The following is a 25,689-nucleotide window of genomic DNA, read 5'->3' on the forward strand; positions in this document are numbered from 1 at the left end:
GAAACCCTTCGGAAATCCCGAAAAGCCCACGAGTATAGCAGGACAGGGCCGGTTCACCGGATCCACAGGCGCAGCGCATCCCAGGCGCGGCCCCACATGCCCGCCTGCTCCACGCCTTCGAGCGCCACCAGCGGCACCTTGCCCAGGGCCTGGTCGCCGAGCATCACCTCCAGGGTGCCGATCGACTGGCCCTTGGTGTAGGGCGCGACCAAGGGGTCGGGGCGGGCGATCCGGGTGCTGATCTTGCCGGCGCTGCCCGCGGGAATGGCCACGACGATGGCCTCTTCACGGCCGATCCTGAGCTGGTTTTCCCGGCCCTTCCAGATATCGGGCGTCGCCACCGCCTGGCCGGCGTCGAACAGCTTGACCGCGTCGAAAGCGGTATAGCCCCAGTTCAGCAGTTTCTGGCTCTCGTTCGCACGCGCGTTCTCGCTGGCCGCGCCAAGCACGATGGACAGCAGGCGGCGCTGGCCCAGGCCGGGGAACTCGCGCCGGGACGTGGCCACGAGGCAATAGCCTGCGGCGTCGGTGTGGCCGGTCTTGAGGCCATCGACCGTCGGGTCACGGAACAGGAGCATGTTGCGGTTGCTGCTGTTCGACGTGGGCGTTCCGGGGTAGCTGTAGCGCTTGGTGGCGTAGTAGTGCATGTACTCCGGAAAGTCCTTCATGAGGCGCGTGGCCAGCACGCTCAGGTCGCGCGCCGTGCTCGTGTGGCCGGGCTCGGTCAGCCCCTCGGGGTTCTTGTAGCTCGTGGCGTTCATGCCCAGCGCCTTGGCCTGCTCGTTCATGAGCCGGACGAAGTTCTCGACCGTTCCACCCACGCCCTCGGCCAGCGCGATGGTGGCGTCGTTGCCCGACTGCACGACCATGCCCTGGATGAGGTCCCCGACCGGCACCTGCATCTTGGGGTCGATGAACATGCGCGAGCCGGGCATCTTCCAGGCGCGCGGGCTCACGGGCAGTTTTTGCGCGAGCGAGATCTTCCGCGAGCGCAGCGCGTCGAACACCAGATAGCCCGTCATGAGCTTGGTCAGCGAGGCCTGATCGACCGGCGCGTCGATGTCCTTGGTTGCCAGCAGTTGGTTCGCCGTGACGTCGAACAACAGGTAGCTGCGCGCGGCGATTTCGGGCGGCTGTGGCGCCTGGGCGTGGGCGGCGGCAGGGACGAGCGCAGCCAGAACGGCCAGGAAGCGCAGTGCGGACAGGATTCGTTTCATGGGTGGAGGGATGCGAGGGATACGAAAGGATGCGGGGAAGAGCGGGAACCCTGGTGGGGGACCTTGCTGCAACGGGACCTCAGGCGCCCGATTGCAGGTGGCGCAGCACCAGATTTTTCAAAAGCGGCAATTGTCCGTGAAAGAAATGGCCGCCTGCGGGAACGACCGTGATCGGCAGTATCTGGGGCCGCGCCCAATCCATCACGGCGGACAACGGCACGGTATCGTCCTGTTCCCCGTGCACGACCAGCGTGCGCGGATGGGCCTCGGGCGGCACCGGCGCGACGCTGAAACGGCCCGCAGCGGTGCCCACGAGCACGGCGTACTCGACCCGCCCCCCGGGCCAGAGGCTGGCCAGCGCGTGGCTGGCGACAAACGCGCCAAACGAGAAACCCGCCAGCGCAATGCGCTGGCCTTGGCTGCGCGGGGCCATCTGCTCGACCACGGCAAGCAGGTCCTGCAACTCGCCCCGGCCCTCGTCGTGCACGCCGTCAGACGCGCCCACGCCGCGGAAATTGAAGCGCACCGCCGTCCAGCCGCACTGCACAAAGGCGCGCGCCAGGGTCTGTACCACCTTGTTCTCCATGCTGCCGCCAAACAGCGGGTGGGGATGCGCGATCACGGCCACGCCACGCGGCGTGCCCCCGTCCGCGCGCGCGGCGCCAGCGCGCAGGGCCTCGATGGCGCCTGCGGCACCGGACAGGGTCAGGTGTTCGGTCTGGGAATTCACGGCTTGGTTGCCCGACGGCTGGTTGCCGGGGCGTCATTCAGATTCAGAAAGCAGGGAGGGAGAGACTGGATCAGCGTCCCAGTTCCGCGGGCGTGACGAGACGCTCGACCACCTGGCCGTTCCTGAGGTGCGATTCGACGATCTCGTCGATATCGTCGGCGTCCACGTAGCTGTACCAGACGCCTTCCGGGTAAACGACGGCGACCGGGCCTGCGGAACAGCGATCCAGGCAACCCGCCTTGTTCACCCGCACCTTGCCGGGACCCGCGAGCCCGGCCGCCCTGACCTGGGCCTTGCAGCGGTCAAATGCCGCCTGGGCGTTGTGCCGGGCGCAGCAGGCCTCGCCGTTGCTGCGTTCGTTCAGGCAAAAAAAGATGTGGTGCTGGTAATAGCCTGGCGCCGCGGCCGATTCGCAAGAGGTGTTGCTCATGCGCGCATTCTAGACTTGCGGCCCCGATCAGCGCTCCAGCGTGGCCGCCAGCCAGCCGCGCAGGCTGTTGATGAACGCCCAGCCGCGCACCCGCGGAATATCGGCCAGGCGCAGCACGGCCTGCACGACGCGCCCCTCGCGCAGCGCCACGGCGCGGCCCACGCCGGGCAGCAGGCCGCACGCGAGCGGCGGCGTCACCCAGCGGCCGTCCACGAGCGCGGCGATATTTCCGAAGGTGCTCTCGGTGATCTCGCCGGCTGCGTTCCACAGCAGCGTGTCGAACACCCCGGGCGCGGTGGGCGCAAGGGCCGCGTAATGCGCCCGCCGCGTGGTCTTGTAGCGCACGAATTCGCTGTGCGCCGCCATGAACGGTCTGTCGGCGAGTGCCAGACGCACGGGCTCGGCCGTGGGTGGCAGCGCGCAGACCTCGCCCCGGGGCGTGCCCGTGGCGTCGAGCAGCAGGCGCACGCGCCATGCTCCCGCAGGGTGGCTCTCGGTCAGCGTCCGCAGGCAGCGCTGCATGGCGGCGGCGTCGCATGGAATGGCGAAATGCGCCGCAGCGTCCTGCAGCCGGGCCAGGTGCTCGGGCAGGTGGCGCAGCTGCCCGCCATCGAGGGCCAGGGTTTCCAGCAGCTCGAACGGCACGCTGGCGCGGTCCACGAAGGCACGCTTGTGCTGCCACTCGTTCCATTCGGCGTCGGCCTGCGCATCCGCGGTGATTCCGCTGCCAATGCCGCAACTGGCGTGCCATTGCTCGCCCTGCGCGTGCAGCACCACGGTGCGGATGGGCACGTTGAACGTGGCCGCCACGGCGCACAGCCCGTCGGCCCCTGCGGGGCCTGCCGGCCGCACCACGCCCAAGGCGCCGCAGTACACGCCGCGCGGCGCGGGCTCGAGCGCACGGATCATGCGCATGGCCTGCACCTTGGGCGCACCGGTGACCGATCCGCAGGGGAAGAGCGCGGCAAAGATGTCGGTCAGCGTGGTTCCGGGCCGCGTGCGCGCGCGCACGTCCGAGGTCATCTGCCACACCGTGGGCAGGGCCTGCGTGGCAAACAGCGCGGGCACGCGCACGCTGTGCGGCAGGGCGATGCGCGCGAGGTCGTTGCGCAGCAGGTCGACGATCATCACGTTCTCGGCGCGCTCCTTGGGCGCGCTGCGCAGCTGCGCGGCGAGCGCCGCGTCCTGCGCGGGCGTGGCGCCGCGCGGCGCCGTTCCCTTCATGGGGCGCGCGAGGATGGCGCCGCCGCCGGGCGCGTCCTGCCAGTCAAAGAACAGTTCGGGCGAGACCGACAGAATCTGCTGCGCTCCGGTGTCGATATGCGCCGCGTAGCCTCCGGGCTGGGCCCGCTGCAGTGCGGCAAACAGCGCGTCGGCTCCGCCCTGCAAGCGGCCCCTGAGCGGGGCGGTGTAGTTCACCTGGTACAGCTCGCCCGCAGCGATGGCCTGCTGGATGCGCGCCAGCGCGGCGTCAAAATCGGCCCGGTCGAGGCTGTCCTGCCACTCCAGCCATGCCGCGTGCGTGGGCCCTTGCCCGGTGTCTTCCTCCGGCCAGGGCAGGGGCCCGTCGTGCACGGCAAACCACGCCAGCGGGCCATCCGCCGCGTGCGTTTGCAGGGCGGCGTCGAACGCCGCCGCCGCCTCGTAGCGCACATGGCCCAGGCACCAGTGGCCGCGCTGCGCGGCCGCGTGCACGGCGTCGAGCACGCCGCGCACCTGGGCGTGCGCATGCGCCAGCAGAACCTCGCGGGGCCTGCCAAGGGCGTGGCGCAGGCGCGCGGTCCGTGCGGACAGCGGCTGGCTGAAATCGATGCGCGCACTGGCAGTCAAGACCTGTCCCGGTGGTTCCAGTGCATGCCGCGATCGGCCACGGAGCAGGGCAATCGATGCATCGGCCAAGTTTCGCACAACGCGTTGGGCGCTCGAACGGGCCAGCTTGTTCAACGCGTGCATGGTTCATGCATGACGAGCATGCACGATCAGTTCGTGCGCGGGGGGCCGGCTTCTTCGCGCAGCTTTTTGACGGCCGACAAGGTCAGGCCGCTGACCTGCGCGATGGCCTCGTCACCGAGCAGCGGCAAAAGATTGCGCGCAACCTCGGCCCGCCCTTCAATCCGTCCCTTCGTCACGGCATCGAGCAGCACGCTGTTTTCGTTGCGCAGCGCATCCTGATACTTCCGGTAGGCCTCGATTTCGACGGCGCTATACCCTGCGAACTCGGTGAGCTTGACCGCGGCGGCGACCGGCGCGTGGGACAGCAGGTTCTCGTCGGGGACAAAGTCCGGTCCGCCGGCCTCGCGCAGAAAGCGCAGCCACAGCGCGGTCACTCGTTTTTCGACCTGCGTTTGGGGTGTGAATTTGGGCAGTTCCAGGATGACGAACTGCAGGCCTTGCAGGATATCGTCGGGTTCTGCGAGTTTGGTGATCTTGTAGTGGTGCAGCCAGCAGTCTTTCTGGCGCGCGTCTTTCTTGAAAACGTCGTTGAGCACCGTGACCGAGTAGACCGGGCACAGAGACTGGTAGGGCGCACCCGCGGAGAGTTGGTTGACGATGGCCTGCGCGCCGCTGAACAGGATGCGCGAGAAGTAGGCGTCGGTCCATAGCATCTGCATCTCGACGACGAACACCTGGCCGCTCTGGTCGTGGCATTTGACGTCGACGATGGAAAAGCGCATGCCCGGGATTTGCGGCGCCTGTTCGGTGGGCAGATAGGTCAGCGTTTCGACCGGAGCGTCCAGCGGCAGAACGGCGTTGAGAAAATCCAGGAGCAGGTCGGCGCGCGAGAAGATGCGCTTGAAGACCAGATCAATCTTGGGGTCGAGGTAGCTCAGATTCATGGGCGAGGACTCCGGTTGGCATGGAACACGCCGTCGGCGATGCGCCAGCTGGTCCGACGGCCCCCGACGCCGCAGTGTATTGCATGCCCTGTTGGGCCCAAGGAGCGCGGCAGGCCATGCGTTGCATGGACCTGCCGGGTGTGCATGCATCACAGCACCGACGCGAGGAACTCCCGTGTGCGCGGCTCTTGCGGCGCGCTGAACATGCGCTCGGGATCGCCCTGTTCACGAATGCGGCCCTGGTCGAAGAAGCAGACGCGGTCCGAGACTTCCCGCGCGAAACGCATTTCGTGCGTGACGAGCAGCATGGTCAGTTCGTGCGCGTGCGCCAGGCCACGGATCACGCCGAGCACCTCGCCGACGAGCTGCGGGTCCAGGGCCGAGGTGGGCTCGTCGAAGAGCAGCACGCGCGGGCGCATGGCCAGCGCCCGGGCAATGGCCACGCGCTGCTGCTGCCCGCCCGACAACTGGGCCGGGTAATGGTCCTTTTTGTTGGCAAGACCCACCATGGTGAGCAGTTCCACGGCACGGCATTCGGCCTCGGCGCGCGGCAAGCCCAAGACCTTGACCGGGGCTTCGAGCACATTGCGCAGCACCGACATGTGCGGGAACAGGTTGAAGCTCTGGAACACCATCCCGACATGGCTGCGCAACTCGCGCAGATGCCACTGCGAGGCCTTGAAGGGGCCGGCACCGCCGGTCTGGTGGTAGGAGGTTCCGGCGAGCGTGAGCGTGCCTTGCTGAAACGGTTCGAGCGTCATCAGAATGCGCAGCACGGTCGATTTGCCGGAGCCCGAGGGGCCGATCAGCGCCACCTTCTCGCCGGCGGCGACGGAGAAATTGAAGTCGTCGAGCACCGTGAGCGTGCCAAAGCGCTTGGTGACGCCCTGGAACTCGATGAGGGGAGCGCGGGCGCAGGGGGTTTCGGTCATCGCAGCGGTATTCCTGTTTTGGGCAGCGCCTTCTCCAGCCAATGCAGCCCGACCGAGCAGATCAGCGTGAGCAGGAGGAAGATCAGGCCGACCAGCGTCAGCGGGACCAAGTATTCAAAGCTGCGCTCGCCGATCATGTTCGCAAGCCCCATCATTTCAAGCACGGTGACGACGCACAGGACCGGCGTCTCCTTGATCATGGCGACGAGGTAATTGCCCAGCGTCGGCAGGATGCGCGGGACGACCTGGGGGATGACGATGGCGCGATAGATCTGCGCGCGCGAGAGGTTGACGGCGGTCGCGGCCTCCCATTGGCCGCGCGGCAGCGCGTCGATTCCGCCGCGGTAGACCTCGGAGGTATAGGCCGAATATTGCAGACCGAGCGCCACCGCGCCGGTGAGGAAGGCCGGCAGCGTGACGCCGTAGTCGGGCAGCACGTAGTAGAGGAAGAAGAGCTGCACCAGAAGCGGCGTGTCGCGCAGGAATTCGACGAGCACCGCCGTGCTCCAGGAAACCGCCCGCAGGCGGCTGCGGCGCATCAGCGCGAAGACCAGGCCGAGCGCCAGCGCGATGGCAAAACCGGCTGCTGCGGCCTTCAAGGTGACGCCCAGCCCGATCAGGAGAATGGGCAGGATGGACACCGCATACGCCAGCGGCGTGGAACTGTCCCATGCAAAGCCGTACATCATGCGTGCGCCGCCTTCGGAAAGGCCGCGCCGCGGCGCACGAGCCTCTCGACCAGGCGCAGGGCCAGCATGAGCACGAGCGACATGGCGAAATAGCCGATCAGCGTCAGCGCATAGACCGTGGTGCTGTCCAGCGTCAGATTGCGCATGGCCTGCGCGCGGAACGTCAGGTCGGTGATGGAGATCAGCGAGACCAGTGAGGAGAGCTTGAGCGTTTCGATCGCGAGGTTGCCAAGGGCCGGCATCATCTCGACGACCGCCTGCGGCAGGACGACGTGCACGAGCGTGTGCCCGCGGCCGAAATTCAGCGCCCGCGCCGCTTCGCGCTGCAACGGCGAGACGGCGTTCAGCGCGCCGCGCACGATCTCCGAGCCATACGCGCCCACGTGCAGCGCCAGCACGGTGACGCCGGTCGCCACGGGCTCGAGGGTCAGGCCGACCAGCGGGAGCGCGTAATAGAACCAGAAGAGTTGTACCAGGAGCGAGGTGCCACGGAAGACCTCGGTGTAGCACAGCGCGATCGCCGCGGCGATTCGGCCACCCTCGACACGCGCGATGCCGGCGACGAAGGCGCTGACGGCGCCGATGGCGATCGCGGCGAGCGTGATCCCGGCGGTCACGAGTGCGCCGCGCGCGAGCGAGGGAACGTAGGCCCAGAACTCCATGGCGCCATGTCCTGGCATGTGCGATGACACCGCGAGCCGTCAGCCGCGCCGGCGGTTCATTTGCCGGCGCAAAGATCGGCGACCTTGCGCTCGGCAGCGGCCCGGATGCTCTCGTCCGACAGACCGTACTGGGCCAGGATTTTTTTATACGCGTCGGTTCTGCGGAACGCGACGAGCGCGGCGTTGTAGGCTTCGTAGAACGCCTTGTCCTCCGGCCGGAACGCGAAGCCGCCGAAATTGCGCACCGGCTTGTTGTCCACCAGCGGGTCGGTGAAGGGCCGGACCTGTTCCACATGCGCCTGCCCCCGGGCGAGGCTGGCGACCGTGAGCTCGGTCGCCGCGTAGGCGTCGGCGCGGCTCTGCACGGTGGCGAGCGCGTCGGCGTTGGCCGCGATGAAGACGACCTGGCTGTCCCGGACGCCGACTGCGCGCAGATAGTCGATGCTGTTCGCGCCGGAGACCACGGCGACCTTGAGCGACGGGTCCCTGGCGATGTCGGCGTAGGTCGTGAGCTTCTTCGGATTGCCTTTCTTCACCAGCAGGCCCTCGCCGTAGGACGAGTTGGGCTCGGTAAAGGCGACCTGCCGGCAGCGTTCCGGCGAGATGTTCTGCTCGGCGGCAACGAAGTCGAAGCGCCTGGCCTTGAGGCCCGGGATGAGCGTGCCAAAGGGCGTGACCGACCACGCCACCTCGTCGATCCCCATGGTCTTCAGCACCGCCATGGCGACGTCGGGACCAATGCCGGCGGAACTGCCATCGTCCTTCATATACGAATAGGGCACCTCGTTCGCGGTCGCTGCACGGACGTAGCCCCGGTCCTTGATTTCCTTGGGTGTCGTGGCATGGGCAGCGGGCAGTACGGGCAGGGCGGTGGCCAGCGCGAGCGCGCTCAGGCCAAGGACTCGGGAATGGAACATGGGTTGTCTCCTGTGGTTTTTCTGGTGGGGGTCTTCAAGCAAATTGCGGGCCGCTTGGACCGGATGGGTGCGCGCCGCGCTGGTGCATGGATTTTTGTGGGGATGGACGGCGCCGCGGGTTCGAGCGCCTTCAAATACCCTCCTCGCGCTGCTGCGCGATGACGCAGAGGCAGTCGCCCGCCTGGAGCAGGCCGGGAACATGCCGGGCGGCCAGGATGCCGTCCATGCCTGCGCGGTACTCCATCGGCGCGCACCCGGTGCGGCCAAGCGGGTAGACCCGGGCGACGACGTCGCCTTGCCGGAGCGCATCGCCGAGGTCGTGCGCGAATGCGACCAGCCCGCCGTCCTGCGCGCAAACGAAGCAGGCGGCGGACGGCATGTCGAGCCAGCGCGTCGGGCCGGTCTGCGGCTGCCCGGAGAGAATTCCCGCGTGGTGCAGCACATTCAGCACGCCGCGCCGGGCGATGGCGATGGAGCGGGCCGTCGCGGTGCCGGCGCCACCGAGCTCGGTGGTGACGAAGGTCTTGCCCGCGTTCTCGACCGCCGTGTCGAGCATTCCGACCGCGTCGATTTCGAGCATCTTCATGGAGTAGGGCGCGGCAAACGCGGCGACAGCGGCAAAACAGCGCGCCTGCTGCGCTTTGTCCGGCAGTTCGTGCGCCGCGGCGTAGGGCAGGAAATCGAGCGTGCGCCCGCCGGAATGGAGGTCGAGAACGATGTCGGCAAGCGGCACGAGCGCGCGCGTCACGTAGTCCGCGATCTTCTGCGTCACGCTCCCGTCCGGCCGGCCGGGAAAGCTGCGGTTCAGATTCCCCTTGTCGATCGGGGAGGTTCGCGTTCCCGCCAGGAACGCCGGGTAGTTCAGCGCGGGAGCGATGATCACGCGCCCCGTGACCTGCGCGGGGTACAGCGTGCGCGCCAGCTCGTACAAGGCGGCGGGCCCCTCGTACTCGTCGCCGTGGTTGGCGCCGGTGAGCAGCGCGGTCGGCCCCTCGCCCTGCGCGATCACGCAGACCGGGATCATGATCGAGCCCCAGGCGCTGTCGTCGCGGCTGTGGGGCAGGCGCAGATGACCGTGCTGCACGCCCTGGGCGGCGAAATCGACCGTGGGCACGATCGGCGAGGGGCCAGGCAGCGCCATGGGCATCGATCAATCCTTGATGAATAGTTGTCGCGGAACCTGCGCCAGGCATTCGACGCCGACCTCGGTGATCACGATGCTTTCGGTGATCTCCAGCCCCATGTCCTCGAGCCAAAGACCGGTCATGAAATGGAAGGCCATTCCCGCTTGCAGCACGGTGCGGTCGCCCGGGCGCAGGCTCATGGTGCGCTCGCCCCAGTCCGGCGGGTAGCTCAGGCCGATCGGGTAGCCGGTCCGGTTGTCCTTGGTGATCCCATGCTTGCGCAGCACCGCGAAGAAGGCGTTCGCGATGTCCTCGCAGCGGTTGCCGGGCCGGGCCGCCGCAAGGCCCGCCTCCATGCCTTCGAGCGTCGCTTTCTCGGCGTCGAGAAAGGCCTGCGTCGGCTTGCCCAGGAACACGGTGCGCGAGAGCGGGCAGTGGTAGCGTTTGTAGGCGCCGGCGATCTCGAAGAAGGTGCCCTCGTTCGCCTTCATGGGTTTGTCGTCCCAGGTCAGGTGCGGGGCGCAGGCGTCCGCGCCCGAGGGCAGCAGCGGAACGATCGCCGGGTAGTCGCCGCCAAACGCCGGCGTGCCGCGGATTCCGGCGCCGTAGATTTCGGCGACGAGGTCGCATTTGCGCATTCCGGGCTCGATGACCTCGACGATGCGCTGGTGCATGAGCTCGACGATGCGCGCGGCCTTGCGCATGCAGTCGAGCTCGGCCGGGCTCTTGACCGCGCGCTGCCAATTCACGAGCCCGGCGGAGTCCTGGAATCGGGCGCCGGGCAAATGCCGTTGCAGCGAGGCGAAGGCGGCCGCCGAGAAGTAGTAATTGTCCATCTCCACCGCGATGGGCAGCCGGCCCCAGCCGTGGTCGGCGATGATCTGCGCCAGCAGGTCCATCGGGTGGCGCTCGTTCGACTGCACGTAATGGTCCGGGTAGCCGATGATGTTCGCGGGGTCGAGGTAGCTGGTGCGCCTGGCGCCCTGCGCGTCCTGCTGGCGCCCGTACCACAGCGGTGCGCCCGTCGGCGGCACCAGCACACACTGGTGCACGTAGAAGGACCAGCCGTCGTAGCCGGTGAGCCAGTGCATGTTCGACGGATCGGTGACGATCAGCAGTTCGATTCCGCGCGGCTCCATGGCGCGGCGCGTCTTGGCCAGGCGCTCGGCGTATTCCGCGAGCGAGAAGTTCAGGGTTGCGCTCATGCTGCGTCCGCGTCCGCGGTTGCGCTGTGGCTGTCCATGCTGCGGCCGACCGCCGCGTCGCGCGCGCGGGCCGCGGCGAGGTGGGCGATGGCGGTGTCCTGAACGCCGGTTCCGGTGAGGTCGGCGAAGGTGATCTGGTCCGCGCTGCAGCGCCCGGCGGCCTTGCCGGCGATGACGGCGCCGAGCTCGGCGAAGTCGGCATCGGGAGCGACGAGCCCCGCGCGAATTGCGTGGTGCAGTTCTCCGAGACAGCGCGTCTGCGACAGCCGGTCGGCGAAATAGCCATCGCGGGCCCGCAGCACGAGCGCCGGGTCGATCTCGTTCTTGTGCCCGGCGTCGGACCCCATGGCGGTGACATGCTGGCCCGGCTCGATCCAGTCGGCCATCAGGATGGGCGCTTCGGCCGGGGTCGTGGTGACGACGACGTCGGCGCCCGCGACCGCCGCGCGCGGGTCGGCGATGGCCGTGACCGGTATTCCGAGCGCGTCTGACAAGCTGCGCGCGAGCGCACGGGCCTTGTCCGCATCGCGCGCCCAGATGCGTGCCCCGTCGATGGGGCGCACCAGCGTCAATGCCTGCAACTGCAAGCGCGCCTGCAACCCGGCGCCGAAGATCGCCGCGCAATGGGCGTCGGGGCGCGCGAGATGCCTTGCGGCCACCGCGCCCGCCGCAGCGGTGCGCATATTGGTGAGGTAGCCGTTGTCCAGAAGCAGCGCCTCGATGAGGCCGGTCCTGGCGCTGAACAGAATCATCAAGCCGTTCAGGCTCGGCAGGCCGAGCTGGGGGTTGTCGAAGAAGCCGGGGCTGATCTTCACCGCAAACCCGTCGAGTCCCGGCACGTAGGCGGTCTTGACGTCGACCTCGCCGCGGTGCTCGGGGATGTCCAGCCGCAGGATGGGCGGCATGGCGACGGCCTGCGTGGCGAGCGCCGCGAAGGCCGCTTCCACGCAGGCGACGACGCCCATGTCGAGCGGGACGAGGCGGCGCAGATCGGCCTCGGTCAGGATTCGCATGCGGCTCCTCATGATGGCGCGTCCCCCGCGACGATGCGCCGGTGCAGGGCCGCGTCGATATTCCCGCCCGAGACCACGACCGCAGTCGGTCCCATGGGACGAATCTTGCCGCAGAGCAAGGCCGCGATGCCGACTGCGCCGGCGCCCTCGACGACCTCGCCGTGCTCCTCCCGGGCGGCGTGCCGGATGCCTGCGGCAATCTCGTTTTCGGTCAGCAGCACGACGCCGTCGAGCAGCGCATGGCACAGGCGGAAAGTGAGCTGGTTGTTCAGGCCGATCCCGCCGCCGAGCGAGTCGGCGAGCGTTTCCTGCTCGGCGACATCGACCGGCTGGCCCGCGGCGATCGCCGCCGCCATGGCCGCGCCGCGTTCCATGGAGACGCCGACCACGCGCGCGCAGGGGCGCAGCGCCCTGACCGCCACCGCGATGCCCCCCGCCAGCCCGCCGCCGGACAGGGGCACCAGAACGAGGTCCAACTCCGGCAGGTCGTCGATCAGTTCGAGGCCGATCGTGCCCTGCCCGGCGACGACGTCGGGATGATCGAAGGGCGGGATCGGCGTCAGACCCTGTTCGGCGACGAGCCGCTCGACCTCGGCCTGCGCGTCGTCCTGCGAGCGTCCGACGATCCTGACCTCGGTGCCCAGCGCGCGCACCGCGTCAACCTTGTGCGCCGGCACCAGCGCCGACATGCAGACGACGGCGCGCACACCCGCCGCGCGCGCAGCGTGGGCGACGGCGCGGCCGTGGTTGCCGGTGGACGCGGTGACCAGCCCGCGGCGGCGCGCGTCCTCATCGAGCGCGAGCAGCGCGTTCATGGCACCGCGCAGCTTGAAAGCACCGGTCGGCTGGCGTGTTTCGAGTTTCAGATGCACCGGCAGGCCGCAGCAGCGCGTGAGCGCCGCGGAGGCGACGAGCGGCGTGCGCAGCACGTGCCCGGCGATGCGCGCGGCGGCGGATTCGACCCGGGCCAAGTCGCACGCGGGCATGGGCGCCGCCGCCGGCTGGATACGGCCGCCCGATTCGGCATTCGCGAGACACATGCTGTGCAGCATCATTTCTCCTGGCAATTACGTCAGAGTAATGTCCGGGGAAAATCATGTCAATCACTATATTGTCATGATTCAATGTCTGGCCGGCGCACGCCGGCCGGAAACTCAGCCGATTGCGCCGACGCCGAAGACCGGGGGAAATTGCTCAAAGGTTTGTCGGACGGTATCGAGCGCCAGCGCGAGCGTGGCATGGCCCATTTTTCCGCCGATGCAGATGCGCACGCCGCCCCCATGGCCGCTGCCGGCGACGAAGGGGTCGGAGGGCGTCAGCGCCACACGGCGCTCGGCGAGCGCGCGCACGAGTCCATCCTCCGTCCAATGCGCGGGCACCTTCAGCCAGGCGCACAGCGACAGCGGGTGGTGCGACGCGATATGCGGGCCGAGCGCATCCGCGACCAACTGCTGGCGCGCCCGCACCTCCTCGCGCTGCACGGCGAGCAGGCGGCGCGCCGTGCCATCTTCGACCCAGCGCGTGGCAATCTCGGCCGGCAGGCAGGTGGCGCTCCAACTCGTCACGCGCAAGATGGACTCCGCGCGGATGCAGTAGCGCGGCGGAACCACCAGATAACCGACGCGCAGGCCCGTGAGCACCACCTTCGTAAAACTGGTGGCGAAGAAGCCCAGGTCCGGGAGCCACTGCGTGATCGCCGGCAGCGGCGCGTCGATCAAGGGCTTGCAGACCTCGTCCTCGACGACGAAGACGCCATGGCGCTGCGCCGTCTCGGCGATGGCGTGGCGGCGTTCCGGGGTCGCGACGTGGCCCGTCGGGTTGTTCAGCGTCGGAATCAGCACCAGCGCGCGCACGTCCCCCGCCGCGCAGGCGGCCTCGAAGGCATCGGGGCGGATTCCCTGCTCGTCCGTCGGCAGGCCCTTGAGCGCGAAGCCGAGGATATTCGCCAGACCGATGATTCCGTGGTCGGTCAGGTTCTCGGTGAGCACGACGTCGCCGGCGCGAATGATGCAGGCCAGCGCCAGGAACAGCGCATGCGCGGCGCCGTTGGTGATCAGGATGCGCTCGGGCGGGGCATCGACCCCGAGCGCGGCGAGCCAGCTGGTGGCGACCTCGCGGTGCCGGTCGAGTCCGGCAATCGGCCGGCAGGGCTGCATGAAGGCCGCATTCTCCCCCGCAGCCAGCGTGGCCAGCACGGCGCGCGAGGCCTCCTCGTGCTCCGGCAGATAGACCCCGCGCACGATGGACAGGTCGATCACCTCGTCCAGGCTGCGGTCGAGCATCATCTGGCCGACACGTTCCGTGACCCTGGCCCTGACGAAGGTTCCGCGCCCGACCTCGCCGCTGAGATAGCCCAGGCGTTCGGCCTCCTGATAGCCCAGGCTGACCGTCTGCACCGAGATGCCCAGATCGCGCGCCAAGTCACGGTGCGGCGGCATGCGGTCCATGGGCTTGAGCCGGCCGGCGTCGATATCGGCGATGATCCACTCCGTCAGCGCCGCATGCTTGGTCTTGCCTTTTTGCCGGGTCAGCGCCGGGCGCCACGCCGCGCCATTGCCGGGGGCCGGGTCGCTCTCGGGGCCAGCGCGCGGATCGGCTCGATGAGGCATGCGATTATCCCGTTCCTGAAACAGGTCATTCATGACACCATGCCCGCCCAGTCGCCGAAATTGAAGCTCGATGCCATCGATCTGAAGATCGTCGTGGCGCTGCGGCAGGACGGTCGCATGACCAAATTGAAGCTCGCGGAGACGGTTGCACTCTCGCCCGCAGCGTGCTGGGAGCGCCTGCGGCGACTCGAGGCCGCAGGTGTGATCAAGGGCTATACCGCGATCGTCGACTTGGAGGCCGACGCACCACGCGCGGCGATTATCGTCGAGCTCAGCCTCAGGAGCCACCAGCAGGCCGACTTCCGCCGCTTTGAAGAAGCCATTGCGCAGGAGCCGTGCATCGTGGCCTGCGACGCAACCGGCGGCGACATCGACTACATCATGCGCGTGGTGGTTCCCGACATCGGCAGCTACCAGCGCCTGATCGACCGCTTGCTCGACGCGCAGATCGGCATCGAGCGCTATTTCAGCTACGTCGTGACCAAGGTCGTGGTGCCCGCGCAGCGCGACTGAGGGAGCGCTGCGCGGGCTATGGAATACTTCGCGACAACCGCTGTTCAATGGAGCGGGCCCGGCGCGGGCCCGAGCATCTTGCACGACCACCACGACCCTTCGCAGTGCGGGCATGCGCACGCTCCCAGGCACATCTATATCTACTCCCCCTCCAGCGCGGTGCGCGACAGGGCCGCGTTCCGGCGCGGCGTCGCCCGCTTGCGGGCCCGGGGCCACACGGTGGAGATTGACGCCGACGCGCTGGCGAGCCACACGCGCTTTGCGGGCGACGACGCCACGCGCCTGGCCGCGATCCACCGCGCCGCGGCCAGCGGCGCCGACGTGGCGCTGATCTCGCGCGGCGGCTACGGCCTCACGCGCATCCTGCCGGGAATACGCTACAAGGCGGTCGCCCGGGCCATCGCCCGGGGAACGCATTTCGTGGGGCTGAGCGATTTCACGGCCTTCCAGCTGGCGCTGCTCGCGCGGACCGGCGCCCGCAGCTGGGCCGGGCCGGCGCTGGGCGCCGATTTTGGCGTCGCCGACGAACCCGACGAGATCATGCAGGCCTGCTTTGACGACCTGCTCGCCGGCCATGGCGAGGGCGTCGGCTGGCGCCTGCCGCGCGCCCGGCCCGACGCCGCCACCGGCCGGCCCGCGGTGCCGAATTTGCACCTGAAGCGCGCGACCCTGTGGGGTGGCAATCTGTGCGTGCTGGCGTCGCTGCTGGGAACGCCGTACTTGCCGGACCTGTCGGGCGGCGTGCTGTTTCTGGAGGACGTGCAAGAGCACCCCTACCGCATCGAACGCCTGCTCACCCAACTGCTGCACGCCGGTGTGCTGGCCCGGCAAAGGGCCGTCGTGCTGGGGCAGTTCACCGATTTCCGGCTGGCGCCGCATGACCGGGGCTACAGGCTGCAATCGGTGATCGACTGGTTGCGCAGCCGGATCAAGGCGCCGGTGCTCACCGGCCTGCCGTTCGGGCATGTGGCGACCAAGGTGCTGTTGCCCGTCGGCGCCACGGTGTCGCTCTCGGTGCAGGAGCGCGACGCGCTGATCCACTGGGGACACCGGCACTGAGCCGCCGAAACGACAAACGACGACAGGAGATGAACACCATGGCATGGATCAGATGGACCGCCGTCGTTTCGCTGGCGCTGGCGCTGCTCGCGGGGTCGGGCGCGGCGGTCTATGCGCGGCGCAGCCTCGCGGTGCTCGACGGCACGCTCCAGGTGACCGGACTGCGCGCGGCCGTGCGGGTGCTGCGCGATGCCGCCGACGTGACGCATATCCGCGCGCAGACCCCGCAGGACGCCTGGTTCGCCATGGGCTATGTGCACGCGCAGGAGCGCAGCTGGCAGCTGGAATTCAACCGCCGCGTGATGCACGGCGAGCTGTCCGGGATATTCGGCGCGGCGACGCTCGCGACGGACAAGCTCATGCGTACGCTGGACATCATGGGCGCCGCCCGGCGCCAGTACCAAGGGCTGCCGCTGTACGCCCGGGAGGCGCTGCAAGCCTATAGCCAGGGCATACGGGCCTTTCACCGCGACCGCCCCCAGGCGTTGCCGCCCGAGTTCCATATCCTGGGCGTGCAGGGCGCTGCCTGGGAGCCCGAGGACAGCGTGGGCTGGGCGCTGATGATGGCGCTGGACCTGGGCGGTAACTGGGGCAACGAGTTTGCGCGCCTGGCACTTGCCAGGACGCTGGACACCGGGCGCCTGTGGCAGCTCATGCCGCCCTACCCGGGCGAGCGGCCCGCAGCCTCGGCCGACCTGGCCGCGCTGTACCGCCAGTGGGGGGTCTACCGGGAGACGGCGCCGCAGGCCGAGGACGCCCGCCGCCTGCAAGCGCAGGCGGCGGCGCCGTCCCCGCGGATCGGCGCCGGCATGCTCGCCTGGTCCGACGAACTCACGCGCAACGCCGGCAGCAGCGAGGGCCGGGGCAGCAACAACTGGGTGCTCGCGGGAACGCGCACGGTCAGCGGCAAGCCGCTGCTCGCCAACGACCCGCACCTGGAACTCTCGGTGCCCGCCGTCTGGTACTTCGCCGCGCTTCGGGCGCCTGCGGGCAGGGCCTCGGACGGAACGCCGATCGCCCCCATCGACGTGGTCGGTGCCACCTTGCCCGGTCTGCCCTTCGTGGTGCTCGGCCGCACCGGCCATGTCGCCTGGGGCTTTACCAACACCGGCCCCGACGTGCAGGACCTGTATCTGGAGCAAATCAACCCGGCAGACGCCACGCAGTACCGCACGCCCGAGGGCTGGGCGCGGTTCACGCTGCGCACCGAGAGGATTCGCGTGAAGGGCGCTGCGGACGTGCTGCACGTGGTACGCAGCACCCGCCATGGCCCGGTACTCAGCGACGCGCAAAAGTCGCACGCCGACCTGCTGAACCTGGACAAATACGTGCTCGCGCTGCGCTGGAGCGCGCTCGACGCCGACAACCAGAGCGTGTTCGCGGGCCTGCAAAGCAACCAGGCGCAAACCGTGGACGCGCTGTTCCAGGCCCTGGAGCACCACCACTCGCCGATGCAGAACGTGCTCGCGGCCGACGACCAGGGCCGCATCCGCTTCCAGGCCGTGGGCCGGGTGCCGTTGCGCGCTGCGGGCAACGACATCCGCGGCGTGGCCCCGTCGCCCGGCTGGGACGCGCGCTACGACTGGCAGGGCTGGTTGGCGCGTGCGCAAACCCCGCGCGACGACGGCGCCCGGGGCTGGGTGGCGACGGCGAACCAGCGCGTGACGGCGCCGGACTCTCCGCACTACCTCACGCAGGACTGGGCGCTGCCCTACCGCTACGAGCGCATCGTGCAGCTCATCGAGGCCACCGAAAAGCACGACACCGCGAGCATGCAGGCGATGCAGCACGACGTGCGCTCGTTGGCCACGCGCCGGCTGCTGCCGCACCTGCTGCGTGCCCGCTCGGCGCACCCGCTGGCCGCGGCCGCGCAGGCGCAGCTCCAGGGCTTTGACGGGGTGATGGACGCCGACCGCGCCGCGCCGCTGGTATTTGCTGCCTGGGTGGACGAACTCGCGCGCGGCGTGATCGCCGCGCGCATCGGCCAGGCGCGCTTTGCCAGCACCTACGGCAAGCGCGATTACCGGGCCGCGCTGGAGGGCATTCTGGAGCGCGATGACCGCTGGTGGTGCCAGCCCATGTCCTGCGCCGAACAGTCCGCCGCCGCGCTGGGCCGCGCGCTCGGGCGCTTGCAGGCGGCCTACGGCGCCGACCCGGCCCGGTGGCGCTGGGGCAGGGCGCACCCGGCGCTGAGCGTGCACCGGCCACTCGACAAGGTGCCGCTGCTGGCGCGCTTTTTCGACCTGAGCGTCCCCTCGCCCGGAGACGCATACACCGTGAACGCGGGAAAGTACGACGCGGACCAAGACCAGCCGTTCGTCAACCGCCACGCGGCCTCGCTGCGCGCGGTCTACGACCTCGCGGACCTGGAGCGCTCGCTCTTCATCTACCAAAGTGGCCAGAGCGGGCTGGTGTTCTCGCCCCGCTACCGCGACATGCGCGCCGCCTGGGCCCAGGGGGGCTACCGCGCGCTGCAACTCCGGCCGGAGCGCTGGGCGCACGCGCTGACCTTGGCGCCGGCTGGGCAGTGACAAACCCATCCTGATGCCGGCTGCGCAAGCAAGCGGCCCGCCGGCCGCGGCCTCGATCCCCGATCAACAGCCGCGCGTCACCGGCACGGCGGCGGCGTGGCCATCGGCGCCGTAGCGGCCAAGCTCCCACTTGGCGATCGCGTTGCGGTGCACCTCGTCCGGACCATCGGCAAAGCGCAGCGTGCGCGCATGCACGTAGGCGTAGGCCAGGGGGAAGTCGTCGCACATGCCGCCGCCGCCGTGCGCCTGGATGGCCCAGTCGATGACCTGGCAGGCCATGTTCGGTGCGACCACCTTGATCATGGCGATTTCGGTCTTGGCGGCCTTGTTGCCCGCCACGTCCATCAACCAGGCGGCCTTGAGCGTGAGCAGGCGGGCCATGTCGATCTTGCAACGCGCTTCGGCGATGCGCTCCTGCGTCACGGTCTGCTGCGCCACCGTCCGGCCAAAGGCGGTGCGCGACGCGGCGCGCTTGCACATCAGTTCCAGCGCGCGTTCGGCCATGCCGATCAGGCGCATGCAGTGGTGGATGCGGCCCGGACCCAGGCGGCCCTGGGCAATCTCGAAGCCGCAGCCCTCGCCGAGCAGGATGTTGCCGACGGGAACGCGCACGCCGTCGAACAGCATTTCCACATGGCCGTGCGGTGCGTCGTCGTAGCCCAGCACGTTGAGCGGGCGGACGATGGTGATTCCCTTGGCGTCCGCAGGCACCAGCAGCATGCTCTGCTGCGCATGCCGGGGCGCGTCGGGGTTCGTCCTGCCCATGGTCACGAACACCGCGCAGCGCGGGTCGGCAGCGCCGGAGATCCACCACTTGTGGCCGTCGATCACGTACTCGTCGCCCTGGCGCTCGATCCGGGTGGCGATGTTCGTTGCGTCGCTGGACGCCACCTCGGGCTCGGTCATGGCGAATGCGGAGCGGATCCGGCCTTCGAGCAGGGGCCCGAGCCAGCGGACCTTGCTGGCATCGTCGCCGTAGCGCGCAATGGTTTCCATGTTTCCCGTGTCCGGCGCCGAGCAGTTGAAAACCTCGCTGGCCCAGGGCACACGGCCCATGATTTCGGCCAGCGGCGCGTATTCCTGGTTCGTGAGTCCGGCGCCTTCGTAGCCCAAGACGGTGGCGCTGTCGATCGGCAGGAACAGGTTCCACAGGTCGGCAGCCCGGGCCTTGGGTTTGAGGTGTTCGATCGTGGCCAGCGCCGACCAGCGCTTGCCGGCTGCGGTGTTGGCCGCCAGTTCGGCGCTGTACGTGGCTTCTGCGGGGTAGATGTGCTCGTCCATGAACTGGAGCAGTCGGGCCCGCAGTTCCCGGGTCTTGGGGGAGTAATCAAAGTCCATGGCTTGCCTCCAACAAAAAATCCGTGCGGCCGGGGTGCGCAGATTGCGCTCACCGTCAGCCGCGTTGTGCGAACGACCAAGCCAGTTGCGCCATGGGCCGCGCCCCCTCTCCCGATGCCTTGGCCTGGGCGCTGGATGCGGTGCCGGCCTCGACGCGCTTGGCTATGCCCTGCAAGATGGCGGCGACGCGGAACATGCCGTAGGCGAGGTAGAAGTTCCAGTCGGCGCGCAGTGCCTCGGGCGTGGCCATTTTCGTGCGTTCGCAGTAGCGCCGGATGTAATCGTTTTCACTGGGGATGCCGAGTGCGGCCAGGTCCTGCCCCGCGATCCCGCGGCCCAGCGCGGGGGGAACATGCCAGGCCATGCAGTGGTAGCCCAAGTCGGCCAGCGGGTGGCCCAGCGTGGACAGTTCCCAGTCGAGCACGGCGATGATGCGCGGCTCGCCGGGGTGGAACATGAGGTTGTCCAGCCGGAAGTCGCCATGCACGATGGACACTTGGTTCTCGTCGCGCGCGCTGGCGGGCATGTGCGCGGGCAGCCATTGCATGAGCCGGTCCATCTCTTCGATGGGCTGCGTGATGGAAGCCAGGTACTGCTTGCTCCAGCGGCCGATCTGCCGGGCAAAGTAGTTGCCGGGTTTGCCGTAGCTGGCCAGGCCCCGGTCCGCGAATTTCACCGTGTGCAGCGCTGCGAGCACACGGTTCATCTCGTCGTAGATGGCGCTGCGCTGCGCCGGCGCCATGCCGGGCAGGGATTGGTCCCAGAGCACGCGGCCCTGCATGCACTCCATCACGTAGAAGGTGCGGCCAATGACCGATTCGTCCTCGCACAGCACATGCATGCGCGGCACCGCAACGTCCGTTCCATGCAGGCCGCGCATCACGGTGAATTCGCGTTCGATGGCGTGCGCCGAGGGCAGGAGTTGGGCCGCTGCAGCGGGCTTGGCGCGCAGCACGTAATCCGCGCCGGGGGTGATGAGCTTGTAGGTGGGGTTGGACTGCCCGCCCTTGAACATCTCCACCGCCAACGGGCCGCAGAACCCCTGCATGTTCTGCGTGAGCCAGGCCGTGAGTGCGCCGACGTCGAAAGCATGCCGATCGGCCACCGGACGGGTGCCGACGAAATGGTCAAAGTGGCTCATCGCGGCGAGCGGTTCGGCGCGGGCTCAGCTGGTTCCGGCAAGGCGCTCCAGGGCTTGGCGATCGCGCACCACCAGACTGCTCCACTCGATGCGGAGGATCTCCTCGCGCTCCATGAACTTGAGCTCCTGGTTCACCCGCTGACGCGATGCACCCAGCAACTGGGCCAGATCTTCCTGTGCCAATTGCAGGCTGATGCGCAACTCGCGGCGCTCGGGCAGGATCGGTACGCCGTAGCTGCGCGTCAGGTACACGAGCTGCTTGGCCAGACGTGCGCGCAGGGGCAGGGTATTGAGGTCCTCCACCAGGCTGTAGAGCTGGCGGATGCGCCTTGCTTGCAAGCGCAGCAAGGCCTCGTAGAGCTCGGGATGATCGGACAGGATTTTCCGAAAATCCTCCTTGGGCACGCACAGGAGCGAGGTATCGCCCTGCGCGTAGGCGTCGTGCGTGCGCCGATCCCCGTCGAAGATCGCCACGTCGCCGAACCAGATGCCGGGCTCCAGGTATGTCAGCGTGATCTGCCGGCCCGAGGGGGTCGTAGAGCACACCCGCACCGCACCCCTGGCGCAAGCGACCCACTCCACGGGCGGATTCCCGCGTGCGGCAATGAGCACGCCGTCCCGAAAGCGTTTGACGTGTGAACATCGGAGGATGTCGTGGCGTAGCGAAGCAGAAAGAGATGCAAACCAGCGACCTGAATTGATCGCTTCACGTTCGTCAATTGTAAGAATCGGATCGTCCATAGCCTGTCTTTTTCGTGACTGGAAAATTGCCAATTGTCATGTAAGGGATGCTTCGCGCTGCGTCCCCGGGGCGTCACCCGCTCTTGTACCACGGCAGCCCTGCATTCCGGTGCAAGGACGCGATCTGCGGATGCTCTGCCAGTGAAGCGATCAGCCCAGACCACGCACCACGTCCAGGGCCTCTTCCACCCGCTCCACCGCGTGAATGCTCAGCCCCGGCACCGGTTTCTTGGGCGCGTTCGCCCGCGGCACCACGGCCGTGCAAAAGCCCAGCTTGGCGGCTTCCTTGAGGCGCTCCTGGCCCCGCGGCGCAGGCCGGACCTCTCCCGCCAGTCCGACCTCGCCAAACGCGAGAAAGCCCCGCGGAAGCGCCTTGCCGCGCAGGCTGGAGGTGATGGACAGGAGCACGGCCAGGTCGGCGGCGGGCTCGCTGATGCGCACCCCGCCCACGGCGTTGACGAACACGTCCTGGTCCATGCAGGCCACGCCCGCGTGGCGGTGCAAAACAGCCAGCAGCATCGCCAGCCGGTCCCTGTCCAGCCCCACGCTCAGGCGGCGCGGGCTCGGGCCGCCGCTGTCCACCAGCGCCTGTATCTCCACCAGCAGCGGGCGCGTGCCTTCGAGCGTCACCAGCACGCAACTGCCCGCAACGGGCTCGCTGTGCTGGCTCAGAAAGATGGCACTCGGGTTGCTCACCCCCTTGAGGCCCTTTTCGGTCATGGCGAACACGCCGATCTCGTTCACCGCGCCAAAGCGGTTCTTCACGGCGCGCACCAGCCGGAACGGGCTGTGGGTGTCGCCCTCGAAGTACAGCACCGTGTCCACCATATGCTCCAGGACGCGCGGCCCGGCCAACGCGCCCTCCTTGGTCACGTGGCCGACGAGCACGATCGCCACCCCGAGGGCCTTGGCCGCGCGCGTGAGATGCGCCGCGCATTCGCGCACCTGCGCCACCGAACCGGGTGCGGACGTGAGCTGCTCGGAGTAGACCGTCTGGATGGAGTCGATCACCGCGACCGTGGGCCGCATGGAATCCACGGCGGACAGGATTTTTTCCAGCTGGATCTCGGCGAGCACGTTGACCTGGCTGTGCTCCAGCCCCAGGCGGCGCGAGCGCAGGGCCACCTGGGCGCCGCTTTCCTCGCCGGTGACGTACAGCGTGGGCAGGTTGGCGCGCTGCAGCGCGTCGAGCGCCTGCAACAGCAGGGTGGACTTGCCGATTCCCGGATCGCCCCCGATCAGGACCACGCCGCCGGCCACGATGCCACCGCCGAGCACGCGGTCGAGTTCGCCGATGCCGCTCGGGCTGCGCTGCACCTCGCTGGCCTTGATGGCCGACAACGGCATCACGGCCTGCCCCTGCGCCAGGCCGGAGAACCGGGGCGCAGCGTAGCGGTTCCTGCCCGGCCCGGCGTCGGCCTGCGCCTCGATCAGGGTGTTCCAGGCGCCGCATGCAGGGCATTTGCCGAGCCAACGGGGGCTGGTGCCCGCGCACTCGGTGCAGGTAAAAATGGTTTTGGCCATGGGGGTGGGGAGGCAGTGGCGCAAACGGCGCCGCAGACGGGAGACTATAGCGGCCAGCACCCGCGCCAGGCCCGGCGCATGGAGTAAGCTTGCCCGCAACGCTTATGACCTATTCCCTGCATACCCTGAACGCATCGTCTGCAACCAAGCCGCCGAAACCTTCTGCGCGCACGGGCGCCCCCCATTTCGGCCATGAAATCGGCCTGCTGCTGGGCCTGCTGGCGCTGGTTTTCTGGCTGATCGCGCTGGCCAGCCATTCGGCGCAGGACGTTGCCTGGTCCACTTCCGGCGCGCACGATTCCCGCACGATCGCCAATTGGGCAGGCCGTTTCGGCGCCTGGCTGGCCGACGGCAGCTACTACGCGCTGGGCTTTTCCGTGTGGTGGTGCGTGGCGGCCGGCGCGCGCGCCTGGCTGTCGTCCCTGGCGCGCTGGATGCGCGGCGGCGAAGCCGCGGCCGGGGCGCTGCACCAAAGCGCCTTCTGGGCGGGGCTGGCGCTGCTGACGGGTGCCAGCACGGCGCTGGAATGGTCGCGCCTGTACCGCCTGGAGTCCTTTCTGCCAGGGCCTGCCGGGGGCGTTCTGGGCGCCGTCGTGGGGCCCGCGAGCGTGCAATGGCTGGGGTTCACGGGCTCCGGCCTGCTGGCCATCGTGCTGGTGGTGCTCGGGGTCGCGCTGGTGTTCCGCTTTTCATGGGGCCACGCGGCGGAGTCGCTCGGCAGGGGCATCGACGCCCTGGTGCAGTCCCTGCTGGCGCGGCGCGAGGCGGCCCGGGATCTGGCCGTGGGCCGCATGGCGGCGCGGGAACGGGAAGAGGAGGTGGCGCTCGAAGAGCGTACCGGGATCGACGAGCCGCCGCCCCGGCCGGTGCAGATCGTCGAGCCACCGCCGGCCAACGTGCTGCCCAGCAGCCGGGTGGTCAAGGAGCGGCAAAAGCCGCTGTTCAGCGAAATGCCCGACAGCCGGCTGCCCCTGGTGGACCTGCTCGACGACCCGCTGCTGCGCCAGGAAAGCGTGGCCCCCGAGACGCTGGAGATGACCAGCCGGCTGATCGAGAAAAAGCTCAAGGACTTTGGCGTCGAAGTGCACGTGGTGGCCGCCATGCCCGGCCCCGTGATCACGCGCTACGAGATCGAACCGGCCACCGGCGTCAAGGGCGCGCAGATCGTGGGCCTGGCCAAGGATCTGGCGCGCTCGTTGAGTCTGGTGTCGATCCGCGTGGTGGAGACCATTCCGGGCAAGAACTTCATGGCGCTGGAATTGCCCAACGCCAGGCGCCAGTCGATCCGCCTGTCCGAGATTCTCGGCTCGCAGGTCTACCACGAGGCCAAGAGCCTGCTCACCATGGGCCTGGGCAAGGACATCGTGGGCAAGCCGGTGGTCGCGGACCTGGCCCGGATGCCGCACGTGCTGGTCGCCGGAACCACCGGTTCGGGCAAGTCGGTGGGGCTCAACGCCATGATCCTCTCGCTGCTCTACAAGGCCGAGGCGCGCGACGTGCGCCTGTTGATGATCGACCCCAAGATGCTGGAAATGTCGGTCTACGAAGGCATTCCGCACCTGCTCGCGCCCGTGGTCACCGACATGAAGCAGGCAGCGAATGGCCTGAGCTGGTGCGTCGCCGAGATGGAGCGGCGCTACAAGCTCATGAGCCGGCTGGGCGTGCGCAACCTGGCGGGCTACAACCAGAAGATCGACGACGCCCGGGCACGCCAGGAATCCATCCACAACCCCTTCAGCCTCACCCCGGACGCGCCCGAAGCGCTGCAGCGTCTGCCGTACATCGTGGTGGTGATCGACGAACTCGCCGACCTGATGATGGTCGTGGGCAAGAAAATCGAAGAGCTGATCGCGCGCCTCGCCCAAAAGGCGCGCGCCGCCGGAATCCACCTCATCCTGGCCACGCAGCGCCCCAGCGTGGACGTGATCACGGGTCTGATCAAGGCGAACATCCCCACGCGCATCGCCTTCCAGGTGAGCAGCAAGATCGACAGCCGCACCATCCTCGACCAGATGGGCGCCGAAGCCTTGCTCGGCATGGGCGACATGCTCTACATGGCCAGCGGCACGGGCCTGCCGCAGCGCGTCCACGGCGCGTTCGTCTCGGACGAGGAGGTGCACCGCGTCGTCAGCTACATCAAGGAGCAGGGCGAGCCCGACTATGTCGACGGCGTGCTCGAAGGGGCCAGCGTGGACGGCGAAGCGGACGTGTCCGGCAACGGGGGCAGCGAGGGCGGGGGGGAGAAGGACCCCATGTACGACCAAGCCGTGGAAATCGTCCTCAAGGACCGCAAGGCGAGCATCTCCTACGTGCAGCGCAAGCTGCGCATCGGCTACAACCGCTCGGCGCGCCTGCTCGAAGACATGGAAAAAGCGGGTCTGGTCAGCGGCCTGACCAGCGGCGGCCAGCGCGACGTGCTGGTTCCGGGGCGCAACGGGGAATGAGGCCCGCAACCCCTTGCCCATCCCGGGGAGAGA

22 protein-coding genes are annotated in these 25,689 nt (G+C 68.7%); 4 read left to right on the forward strand and 18 right to left on the reverse strand.

What is annotated here, in order from left to right; translation table 11 throughout:
- Positions 1–53 precede the first annotated feature (53 nt).
- The 14 genes from D5041_RS13300 to ehuR form a co-directional block, all read right to left on the reverse strand.
- Positions 54–1,217, reverse strand: a complete 1,164-nt coding sequence (locus D5041_RS13300) for a D-alanyl-D-alanine carboxypeptidase family protein (protein WP_010104109.1) — start codon at positions 1,215–1,217, stop codon at positions 54–56.
- Positions 1,218–1,296: 79 nt separating this feature from the next.
- Positions 1,297–1,947 carry an alpha/beta hydrolase gene (locus D5041_RS13305; protein WP_265257088.1) on the reverse strand — a complete coding sequence of 217 codons (651 nt, stop codon included), beginning with the start codon at positions 1,945–1,947 and terminating at the stop codon, positions 1,297–1,299.
- A 70-nt stretch (positions 1,948–2,017) separates the two neighbouring features.
- On the reverse strand, positions 2,018–2,377 hold the full coding sequence (locus D5041_RS13310; RefSeq protein ID WP_010105642.1) for a (2Fe-2S) ferredoxin domain-containing protein: 360 nt from the start codon (positions 2,375–2,377) through the stop codon (positions 2,018–2,020).
- 27 nt (positions 2,378–2,404) lie between these two features.
- Positions 2,405–4,207 (reverse strand): chorismate-binding protein, encoded by a 1,803-nt coding sequence (locus tag D5041_RS13315; RefSeq protein ID WP_265284906.1) that lies wholly within the window; start codon positions 4,205–4,207, stop codon positions 2,405–2,407.
- Between the two features lie 149 nt (positions 4,208–4,356).
- Entirely contained in the window at positions 4,357–5,214 is an 858-nt protein-coding gene (locus D5041_RS13320; protein WP_010103288.1) for an Rpn family recombination-promoting nuclease/putative transposase, read from the reverse strand.
- 149 nt (positions 5,215–5,363) lie between these two features.
- Positions 5,364–6,146 carry an ectoine/hydroxyectoine ABC transporter ATP-binding protein EhuA gene (ehuA, locus tag D5041_RS13325; RefSeq protein ID WP_265284907.1) on the reverse strand — a complete coding sequence of 261 codons (783 nt, stop codon included), beginning with the start codon at positions 6,144–6,146 and terminating at the stop codon, positions 5,364–5,366.
- Positions 6,143–6,835 carry an ectoine/hydroxyectoine ABC transporter permease subunit EhuD gene (ehuD, locus tag D5041_RS13330; RefSeq protein ID WP_265281144.1) on the reverse strand — a complete coding sequence of 231 codons (693 nt, stop codon included), beginning with the start codon at positions 6,833–6,835 and terminating at the stop codon, positions 6,143–6,145. Before ehuD ends, ehuA begins: the two co-directional genes overlap by 4 nt.
- Positions 6,832–7,497 carry an ectoine/hydroxyectoine ABC transporter permease subunit EhuC gene (gene ehuC / locus D5041_RS13335; RefSeq protein ID WP_010103294.1) on the reverse strand — a complete coding sequence of 222 codons (666 nt, stop codon included), beginning with the start codon at positions 7,495–7,497 and terminating at the stop codon, positions 6,832–6,834. The genes ehuD and ehuC overlap by 4 nt, the downstream gene beginning before the upstream one ends.
- Before the next feature lie 56 nt (positions 7,498–7,553).
- Positions 7,554–8,414, reverse strand: a complete 861-nt coding sequence (gene ehuB / locus D5041_RS13340; RefSeq protein WP_265284909.1) for an ectoine/hydroxyectoine ABC transporter substrate-binding protein EhuB — start codon at positions 8,412–8,414, stop codon at positions 7,554–7,556.
- A 130-nt stretch (positions 8,415–8,544) separates the two neighbouring features.
- Positions 8,545–9,561, reverse strand: coding sequence for a N(2)-acetyl-L-2,4-diaminobutanoate deacetylase DoeB (doeB, locus tag D5041_RS13345; RefSeq protein WP_265284910.1), 1,017 nt, complete (start codon positions 9,559–9,561; stop codon positions 8,545–8,547).
- A gap of 3 nt (positions 9,562–9,564) precedes the next feature.
- Positions 9,565–10,743 carry an ectoine hydrolase DoeA gene (gene doeA / locus D5041_RS13350; protein ID WP_010103300.1) on the reverse strand — a complete coding sequence of 393 codons (1,179 nt, stop codon included), beginning with the start codon at positions 10,741–10,743 and terminating at the stop codon, positions 9,565–9,567.
- Entirely contained in the window at positions 10,740–11,756 is a 1,017-nt protein-coding gene (gene eutC, locus D5041_RS13355) for an ectoine utilization protein EutC (protein ID WP_265284911.1), read from the reverse strand. Before eutC ends, doeA begins: the two co-directional genes overlap by 4 nt.
- 8 nt (positions 11,757–11,764) lie before the next feature.
- Positions 11,765–12,742, reverse strand: coding sequence for a hydroxyectoine utilization dehydratase EutB (eutB, locus tag D5041_RS13360; protein ID WP_265285093.1), 978 nt, complete (start codon positions 12,740–12,742; stop codon positions 11,765–11,767).
- A gap of 168 nt (positions 12,743–12,910) precedes the next feature.
- A complete protein-coding gene (ehuR, locus tag D5041_RS13365) occupies positions 12,911–14,365 on the reverse strand; it encodes a MocR-like ectoine utilization transcription factor EhuR (protein ID WP_265284912.1) in 1,455 nt (484 codons plus the stop codon).
- A gap of 39 nt (positions 14,366–14,404) precedes the next feature.
- Between ehuR and D5041_RS13370 the strand changes: the two genes are divergently transcribed.
- The 3 genes from D5041_RS13370 (at position 14,405) to D5041_RS13380 (ending at position 18,468) form a co-directional block, all read left to right on the forward strand.
- Positions 14,405–14,878, forward strand: coding sequence for an Lrp/AsnC family transcriptional regulator (locus tag D5041_RS13370; RefSeq protein WP_265285094.1), 474 nt, complete (start codon positions 14,405–14,407; stop codon positions 14,876–14,878).
- Between the two features lie 78 nt (positions 14,879–14,956).
- Complete coding sequence (locus tag D5041_RS13375; RefSeq protein ID WP_265257077.1) at positions 14,957–15,937, forward strand: LD-carboxypeptidase; 981 nt, start codon at positions 14,957–14,959, stop codon at positions 15,935–15,937.
- A 38-nt stretch (positions 15,938–15,975) separates the two neighbouring features.
- On the forward strand, positions 15,976–18,468 hold the full coding sequence (locus tag D5041_RS13380) for a penicillin acylase family protein (protein WP_265284913.1): 2,493 nt from the start codon (positions 15,976–15,978) through the stop codon (positions 18,466–18,468).
- A gap of 63 nt (positions 18,469–18,531) precedes the next feature.
- On the opposite strand, the gene D5041_RS13385 is transcribed toward D5041_RS13380, so the two are convergent.
- The 4 genes from D5041_RS13385 to radA form a co-directional block, all read right to left on the reverse strand.
- Positions 18,532–19,806: an acyl-CoA dehydrogenase family protein gene (locus D5041_RS13385; protein ID WP_265281138.1), complete on the reverse strand. Its 1,275-nt coding sequence runs from the start codon at positions 19,804–19,806 to the stop codon at positions 18,532–18,534.
- Between the two features lie 55 nt (positions 19,807–19,861).
- A complete protein-coding gene (locus D5041_RS13390; protein ID WP_265284914.1) occupies positions 19,862–20,947 on the reverse strand; it encodes a phosphotransferase in 1,086 nt (361 codons plus the stop codon).
- A 24-nt stretch (positions 20,948–20,971) separates the two neighbouring features.
- Positions 20,972–21,688, reverse strand: a complete 717-nt coding sequence (locus tag D5041_RS13395) for a Crp/Fnr family transcriptional regulator (RefSeq protein ID WP_029554025.1) — start codon at positions 21,686–21,688, stop codon at positions 20,972–20,974.
- A 150-nt stretch (positions 21,689–21,838) separates the two neighbouring features.
- Positions 21,839–23,212, reverse strand: a complete 1,374-nt coding sequence (gene radA, locus D5041_RS13400; RefSeq protein ID WP_265281135.1) for a DNA repair protein RadA — start codon at positions 23,210–23,212, stop codon at positions 21,839–21,841.
- A 104-nt stretch (positions 23,213–23,316) separates the two neighbouring features.
- On the opposite strand from radA, the gene D5041_RS22015 reads away from it, so the two are divergent.
- Positions 23,317–25,656, forward strand: a complete 2,340-nt coding sequence (locus D5041_RS22015) for a DNA translocase FtsK (RefSeq protein ID WP_321162175.1) — start codon at positions 23,317–23,319, stop codon at positions 25,654–25,656.
- Positions 25,657–25,689: the final 33 nt, after the last annotated feature.

The organism is Verminephrobacter aporrectodeae subsp. tuberculatae, assembly GCF_026127385.1.
Lineage (GTDB): Bacteria > Pseudomonadota > Gammaproteobacteria > Burkholderiales > Burkholderiaceae_C > Acidovorax > Acidovorax aporrectodeae.

What these genes read in the sequence shown, in the direction of transcription:
- D5041_RS13300 (WP_010104109.1), bottom strand. Translation starts at nt 1,217, where the DNA reads ATGAAACGAATCCTGTCCGCACTGCGCTTCCTGGCCGTTCTGGCTGCG.
- D5041_RS13310 (WP_010105642.1), bottom strand. Translation starts at nt 2,377, where the DNA reads ATGAGCAACACCTCTTGCGAATCGGCCGCGGCGCCAGGCTATTACCAG.
- D5041_RS13320 (WP_010103288.1), bottom strand. Translation starts at nt 5,214, where the DNA reads ATGAATCTGAGCTACCTCGACCCCAAGATTGATCTGGTCTTCAAGCGC.
- ehuA (WP_265284907.1), bottom strand. Translation starts at nt 6,146, where the DNA reads ATGACCGAAACCCCCTGCGCCCGCGCTCCCCTCATCGAGTTCCAGGGC.
- ehuD (WP_265281144.1), bottom strand. Translation starts at nt 6,835, where the DNA reads ATGATGTACGGCTTTGCATGGGACAGTTCCACGCCGCTGGCGTATGCG.
- ehuC (WP_010103294.1), bottom strand. Translation starts at nt 7,497, where the DNA reads ATGGAGTTCTGGGCCTACGTTCCCTCGCTCGCGCGCGGCGCACTCGTG.
- ehuB (WP_265284909.1), bottom strand. Translation starts at nt 8,414, where the DNA reads ATGTTCCATTCCCGAGTCCTTGGCCTGAGCGCGCTCGCGCTGGCCACC.
- doeB (WP_265284910.1), bottom strand. Translation starts at nt 9,561, where the DNA reads ATGCCCATGGCGCTGCCTGGCCCCTCGCCGATCGTGCCCACGGTCGAT.
- doeA (WP_010103300.1), bottom strand. Translation starts at nt 10,743, where the DNA reads ATGAGCGCAACCCTGAACTTCTCGCTCGCGGAATACGCCGAGCGCCTG.
- eutC (WP_265284911.1), bottom strand. Translation starts at nt 11,756, where the DNA reads ATGCGAATCCTGACCGAGGCCGATCTGCGCCGCCTCGTCCCGCTCGAC.
- eutB (WP_265285093.1), bottom strand. Translation starts at nt 12,742, where the DNA reads ATGCCCGCGTGCGACTTGGCCCGGGTCGAATCCGCCGCCGCGCGCATC.
- ehuR (WP_265284912.1), bottom strand. Translation starts at nt 14,365, where the DNA reads ATGCCTCATCGAGCCGATCCGCGCGCTGGCCCCGAGAGCGACCCGGCC.
- D5041_RS13370 (WP_265285094.1), top strand. Translation starts at nt 14,405, where the DNA reads ATGCCCGCCCAGTCGCCGAAATTGAAGCTCGATGCCATCGATCTGAAG.
- D5041_RS13380 (WP_265284913.1), top strand. Translation starts at nt 15,976, where the DNA reads ATGGCATGGATCAGATGGACCGCCGTCGTTTCGCTGGCGCTGGCGCTG.
- D5041_RS13385 (WP_265281138.1), bottom strand. Translation starts at nt 19,806, where the DNA reads ATGGACTTTGATTACTCCCCCAAGACCCGGGAACTGCGGGCCCGACTG.
- D5041_RS13390 (WP_265284914.1), bottom strand. Translation starts at nt 20,947, where the DNA reads ATGAGCCACTTTGACCATTTCGTCGGCACCCGTCCGGTGGCCGATCGG.
- D5041_RS13395 (WP_029554025.1), bottom strand. Translation starts at nt 21,688, where the DNA reads ATGGACGATCCGATTCTTACAATTGACGAACGTGAAGCGATCAATTCA.
- radA (WP_265281135.1), bottom strand. Translation starts at nt 23,212, where the DNA reads ATGGCCAAAACCATTTTTACCTGCACCGAGTGCGCGGGCACCAGCCCC.
- D5041_RS22015 (WP_321162175.1), top strand. Translation starts at nt 23,317, where the DNA reads ATGACCTATTCCCTGCATACCCTGAACGCATCGTCTGCAACCAAGCCG.